The sequence below is a fragment of the Salipiger sp. HF18 genome (genome assembly GCF_011806505.1).
In the GTDB taxonomy this organism is placed as follows: Bacteria; Pseudomonadota; Alphaproteobacteria; order Rhodobacterales; family Rhodobacteraceae; genus Salipiger; species Salipiger thiooxidans.
The window spans coordinates 1-6,223 of record NZ_JAATOS010000237.1; the positions used below are offsets into that span (position 1 = coordinate 1).

Sequence of the window (6,223 nt, forward strand, 5' to 3'; positions counted from 1 at the left end):
GCCCCCTGCCCCGTGGTCCAGATCATGGAGATCGCCGAGGGCGCGGTGGACATGAGCGTGGGCTTCGACCAGCTCGCGGCGGTGCGCGCCGGCGCGCAGCACCTGCAGGACTGCGGCTACAGGCGGCCGGGCTTCCTCAGCGCCCGCATGGACCCGCGCGCGCAACGGCGGCTGGCCGCCTTCCGCGAGTTCGCCGGGAGCGCGGGCATGCTCGACGACCGGCGCATCATCACCACGCCGCAGCCCTCCTCGGTGGGCATGGGCGGGCACCTGCTCGAGCAGCTGCTGAGCCAGGCGCCCGATACCGACGCGGTGATGTGCAACAACGACGACCTCGCCGTCGGCGCGCTGATGGAGGCGCTGCGGCGCCACATCGCCGTGCCCGGGCAGCTCGGCATCTGCAGCTACAACGACATCGAGATGGCCCGCCACATGGTGCCTGCGCTCACCGCCGTCGCCACGCCGCGCCGCGAGATCGGCAGCCGCGCCATCGCCATGCTGCTGGCCGAAATCGACAACCCCGGCTCGGTGACCGAGCGCCGCGTGGACCTCGGCTTCGAGATGATGATCCGGGAGTCCACCTCGCGCCGCTGATCTTGTCTCACTATATGGACGACCATCTCAACAATTGACACGTCCCCGCGCCGCTACTATGCGCCAAGGTGTCGGGCGACGGTAGTCCGGCGCAGGCGGAGCATCCGGACATGGCGAAGGACACCACCGGCGACGGGCCGCGCGGCACCCAGACGCTGAGCCGCGGGCTTTCGGTGCTGCGGCTCGTGGGAGAAGGGACCAGCAGCGCCTCGGGCATCGCCGCGGCGCTCGACGTGCCGCGCAGCACGGCGCAACGGCTGCTCGCCAGCCTCGTGGCCGAAGGCTGCCTCTACCGCATTCCCGGCAAGGGCTACGTGCTTGGCCCCGAGCTGATCCACCTCGGCGCCCGCGCCCGCGCGCAGCAACCGGTGCTGGCGCTGGCAGCACCAGTGCTACAACGCCTCGCCGCGGCGACTGGCGACACCGTGCATCTGGGCGTACCGGACGGGGACGAGGTGCTCTACCTCGACAAGATCGACGGCACGCGCGGGCTCGAGATGCGCTCGCGGCCCGGCCAGCGCATGCCGCTCGCCTTCACCGGGCTCGGCAAGTCCCTGCTCTGCGACACCCCCGACCCCGAGCTGCGCGCCCTCTACGACCGCAGCGCACCTGCGCAGGCGGCGCTTGCGGGCCGGGTGCCGCCACGGCCGTGGGAGGTCTTCCGCGACGACATGGCCGAGACCCGGGCGCGCGGCCACAGTCTTGACCTCGAGGAGAACGAGCGCGGCATCCGCTGCGTCGGCGCGCCGGTGCGCGACATTGAGGGCCGCATCGTGGCAGGGCTCAGCGTGGCCTCCGCCACCCCCTTCCTTCCCGACGAGCGCATGGCGCGGCTCGCCCCGCTGGTGATCGCCCATGCCGATGAGATTTCCCGAGAGCTGGGCTGGAGGCCCGACGATGACAGATGACCCACCCGCGCTCGTGGCGCTCGACTGGGGCACCTCGAGCCTGCGCGCCTTCCTGATGTCGGCCAGCGGCAGGGTGCTCGACACCCGCGCCTCGGCCCACGGCATCCAGCACCTGCCCGAACCGGGCGTGCCGGGCTTCGAGGCGGCCTTTGCAGCGATCTGCGGCGACTGGCTGGCGGCGAGCCGGGTGCCGGTGGTGGCGGGCGGCATGGTGGGCAGCGCGCAGGGTTGGACCGAGGTACCCTACCTGCCCTGCCCGGCAGCGCTCACCGACCTGCCCGGCGCCGCCACCCGCGTCGCCACCTCCGGCGGCCAGGAGGTGCTGATCGCGCCCGGGCTGGTCTTCGAGCCCGAGGGCGGCACCCCCGACGTGATGCGCGGCGAGGAGATCCAGATCGCCGGGGCCATCGCCGGCAATCCCGACTGGCAGCAGGCGGCGACGCTGGTGCTGCCCGGCACCCATTCGAAATGGGCCGAGGTCGCGGACGGCGTCGTCACCGGCTTTGCCACCTACATGACCGGCGAGCTCTTCGCCGTGCTGCGCGCCCATTCGATCCTCGGGCGGCTGATGAGCGACGAGGCCCTGACCGAAGACGCCCATGCCGAGGCCTTTGCGCAGGGCGTGGCGCAGGCCTCGACCGCGGGACCGGGCGATCTCACCCGGCAGCTTTTCGGGACCCGGACGCTGGGGCTTACCAAACGCCTGCCCGGCGGCGTGCTGGCCGACTACCTCTCGGGCCTGCTCATTGGCTCCGAGATCGTCTCGGGCCTTGCCGCGCAGGGCGACCGGCCGGTGCTGCTGGTGGGCAGCGGCGCGCTCTGCACCCGCTACGACACCGCGCTGCGCCAGCTTTCCGGCCGCGGCGCCGCCGCGACGATCGACAACCCGGCCCCCGCGGGCCTCTTCCGTCTGGCCTGCGACGCGGGCCTGCTTACCCCAGAACCCGGGAATTCCGATGACTGACACCGACCGCCTCACCCGCCTCGACGCCGCCTGCAGCGCGCTTCCTCTCGTCGCCATCCTGCGGGGCCTGCGCCCCGAAGAGGCGGTGGAGATCACACAGACGCTCTATGACGAGGGCTTCCGCCTGATCGAGATCCCGCTGAACTCGCCGCAGCCCTTCGACAGCATCGCGGCGGTGCGCAAGGCGCTGCCCGCCGATGCGCTGGTGGGCGCGGGCACAGTCACCACCATCGCCGACGTCGACCGGCTCAACGCGATCGGCGCCGATCTCGTGGTGATGCCGCACGCCGACGTGGCGGTGATCGGCCAGGCCGTGGCCAAGGGCATGATCTGCATCCCCGGCATCGCCACCCCGACCGAGGCCTATGCCGCGCTCAACGCCGGTGCCGCGGCGCTCAAGATCTTCCCGGCCGAGCTCGTGGGCCCGGTCGCGATCAAGGCGATCCGCACCATCCTGCCCGCGGGCACCCGGCTTTTCCCCGTGGGCGGCATCTCGCCCGCCACCATGGAGCCCTTCAAGCCGGCGGGCGTCGCGGGCTTCGGCCTTGGCAGCGCGCTCTACAAGCCCGGCGACGGCGCCGCGACCGTGGCCGCCAAGGCCCGCGAGTTCGCCGCCGCCTGGGCCGTCTTCGCGGGCTGAACCTTCCCGACGGCCGCTCCGGCGCCCCCTGGGGCGTCGGACCCGGAAAAATTCCGGGCAAAAGACCTGCAACCAACGCGTGAGCACCCGAGGACTCTGCTCACGCGACGCGCTGCGCGCTTTCCCCTGCGAGAGCCTCTTGCTCCTCGATGGAGCTTGGTATACATCCGCATACTGAAAGCTTGAGGCCGCCCGCGTGACGTGGCTGCGCAGCGGTGTTCAAGTTTCCTCCAACCTTGAATCGTAGGGATCGTCATGAGCTTGTACACGGACTACCTAACTGAAATCGAGACGCGCAAGGCGGACGGTCTGCACCCCAAGCCCATCGACGATGGCGCGCTGGTGGAGGAGCTGATCGCCCAGATCGAGGAAGCCGGTAACGAGCATCGCGAAGACTCGCTGAAGTTCTTCATTTACAACACCCTGCCCGGCACCACGAGCGCCGCGGGCGTGAAGGCGGCCTTCCTCAAGAAGATCATTCTCGGCGACGCGGTGGTGGAAGAGATTACCCCCGACTTCGCCTTCGAGCTGCTGTCGCACATGAAGGGCGGCCCCTCGGTCGAGGTGCTGATCGACCTCGCGCTCGGCGACGACGCCGAGACCGCGACGCAGGCGGCCGAGGTCCTGAAGACCCAGGTCTTTCTCTACGAGGCCGACACCGGCCGACTCGCCGCTGCCTACAAGGCCGGCAACGCCATCGCCAAGGACATCCTCGAGAGCTACGCGAAGGCCGAGTTCTTCACCAAGCTTCCCGAGGTCGACGACGAGATCGAGGTGGTGACCTACATCGCCGCAGAAGGCGACATCTCGACCGACCTTCTGTCGCCCGGCAACCAGGCGCACTCGCGCTCGGACCGCGAGCTGCACGGCAAGTGCATGATCTCGGAAGCCGCGCAGAAGGAAATCGAGGCGCTGAAACTGCAGCACCCGGGCAAGCGCGTGATGCTGATCGCCGAGAAGGGCACGATGGGCGTGGGCTCGTCGCGGATGTCCGGCGTGAACAACGTGGCGCTCTGGACCGGCAAGCAGGCCAGCCCCTACGTTCCCTTCGTGAACATTGCCCCGATCGTCGCAGGCACCAACGGCATCTCGCCGATCTTCCTGACCACGGTGGGCGTCACCGGCGGCATCGGGCTCGACCTGAAGAACTGGGTCAAGAAGCTTGACGAGAACGGCAAGCCGATCCTCAACAACGAGGGCAACCCGATCCTCGATCAGAAGTACTCGGTCGCCACCGGCACCGTGCTGAAGATCAACACCAAGTCCAAGACGCTGCTGAGCGAGGACGGCGAAGAGCTGACCGACGTGTCGGGCGCCTTCACCCCCGCCAAGGTCGAGTTCATGAAGGCCGGCGGCTCCTACGCCGTGGTCTTCGGCAAGATGCTGCAGACCTTCGCGGCCGAGACGCTGGGCGTCACCCCGCCCGCGGTCTTCGCACCGTCGAAGGAAGTCTCGCACGAGGGCCAGGGCCTGACCGCGGTCGAGAAGATCTTCAACGCCAACGCCCGCGGCACCACGCCCGGCAAGGTGCTGCACGCCGGATCCGACGTGCGCGTGCAGGTCAACATCGTGGGCTCGCAGGACACCACCGGCCTGATGACCGCGCAGGAGCTGGAAGCCATGGCCGCCACGGTCATCTCTCCCAGCGTCGACGGCGCCTACCAGTCTGGCTGTCACACCGCGTCGGTGTGGGACAAGAAGGCCCAGGCCAACATCCCCAAGCTGATGTCGTTCATGTACAACTTCGGCCTGATCACCGCCCGTGACCCCAAGCACGTCTATCACTCGATGACCGACGTGATCCACAAGGTGCTCAACGACATCACCGTCAGCGACTGGGACATCATCGTGGGCGGCGACAGCCACACCCGCATGTCCAAGGGCGTGGCCTTCGGCGCCGACTCCGGCACCGTGGCGCTGGCGCTGGCGACCGGTGAAGCCACCATGCCGATCCCCGAGTCCGTGAAGGTGACCTTCAAAGGACAAATGAAGGATTACATGGACTTCCGCGATGTTGTTCACGCAACGCAGAAACAGATGCTGGAACAGCACGGCGACAACGTGTTCCAAGGCCGCATCATCGAAGTACACATCGGTACGCTGCTCGCGGACCAGGCCTTCACCTTCACCGACTGGACCGCGGAGATGAAGGCCAAGGCCTCGATCTGCATCTCCAACGACGAGACCCTGATCGGCTCGCTGGAGCTCGCCAAGCACCGCATCCAGGTGATGATCGACAAGGGCATGGAGAACGAGTCAGGCACGCTCGCCGGTCTCATCGCCAAGGCCGACAAGCGCATCGCCGAGATCCGTTCGGGCGAGAAGCCCGCACTGAAGCCGGACGACAACGCGAAGTATTTCGCGGAAGTGGTTGTGGATCTTGATCTTATCGACGAGCCGATGATCGCGGATCCCGACGTCAACAACGCCGATCCGTCGCGTCGTTACACCCACGACACCATCCGCCCCGTGTCCTACTATCGCGGCGAGAAGAAGGTGGACCTTGGCTTCGTCGGCTCCTGCATGGTGCACAAGGGAGACGTGAAGATCGTCGCCCAAATGCTCAAGAACCTTGAGAAAGTCAACGGCAAGGTCGAGTTCAAGGCGCCCCTCGTGGTGGCCGCGCCGACCTACAACATCATCGACGAGCTCAAGGCAGAGGGCGACTGGGAGATCCTGCAGAAGTACTCGGGCTTCGAGTTCGACGACCTGTTCCCCAAGACCCAGAACCGCACCGAGTACGAGAACATCCTGTATCTCGAGCGTCCGGGCTGCAACCTCTGCATGGGCAACCAGGAAAAGGCCGCGGGGGGCGCCCCCGTTCTGGCGCCCTCGACCCGCCTGTTCCAGGGCCGCGTCGTGGAAGACAGCTCCGAGAAGAAGGGGGAATCGCTGCTCGCCTCGACCCCGGTCGTGGTGCTCTCGGCCGTCCTCGGCCGGACGCCCAGCACCGACGAATACAAGGCCGCGGTGGAAGGCATCGACCTGACCAAGTTCGCGCCGCCGCTGCAGGCGCCGGAGACCACCCGCTCGGCTCACTTCTGATCCGACCGGACGGTCTTTCAGACAGCAAGGGCGGCGCCAGCGATGGCGCCGCCCTTTTGCGTGCCGGACGCG

5 protein-coding genes are annotated in these 6,223 nt (G+C 68.1%); all 5 read left to right on the forward strand.

From position 1 onward, the window contains the following. Positions 1–594: substrate-binding domain-containing protein (locus tag HC022_RS17010; RefSeq protein ID WP_167453220.1), on the forward strand; the 594-nt coding region annotated here is incomplete at its 5' end. A 110-nt stretch (positions 595–704) separates the two neighbouring features. Continuing rightward, positions 705–1,502 (forward strand): IclR family transcriptional regulator, encoded by a 798-nt coding sequence (locus HC022_RS17015; protein ID WP_167453221.1) that lies wholly within the window; start codon positions 705–707, stop codon positions 1,500–1,502. Next, on the forward strand, positions 1,492–2,466 hold the full coding sequence (locus HC022_RS17020) for a 2-dehydro-3-deoxygalactonokinase (RefSeq protein WP_167453222.1): 975 nt from the start codon (positions 1,492–1,494) through the stop codon (positions 2,464–2,466). Before HC022_RS17015 ends, HC022_RS17020 begins: the two co-directional genes overlap by 11 nt. After that, positions 2,459–3,106, forward strand: coding sequence for a 2-dehydro-3-deoxy-6-phosphogalactonate aldolase (locus HC022_RS17025; RefSeq protein ID WP_167453223.1), 648 nt, complete (start codon positions 2,459–2,461; stop codon positions 3,104–3,106). Before HC022_RS17020 ends, HC022_RS17025 begins: the two co-directional genes overlap by 8 nt. Positions 3,107–3,361: 255 nt before the next feature. Further along, on the forward strand, positions 3,362–6,151 hold the full coding sequence (locus tag HC022_RS17030) for a bifunctional aconitate hydratase 2/2-methylisocitrate dehydratase (RefSeq protein WP_167453224.1): 2,790 nt from the start codon (positions 3,362–3,364) through the stop codon (positions 6,149–6,151). The last annotated feature ends 72 nt before the right edge of the window (positions 6,152–6,223 follow it).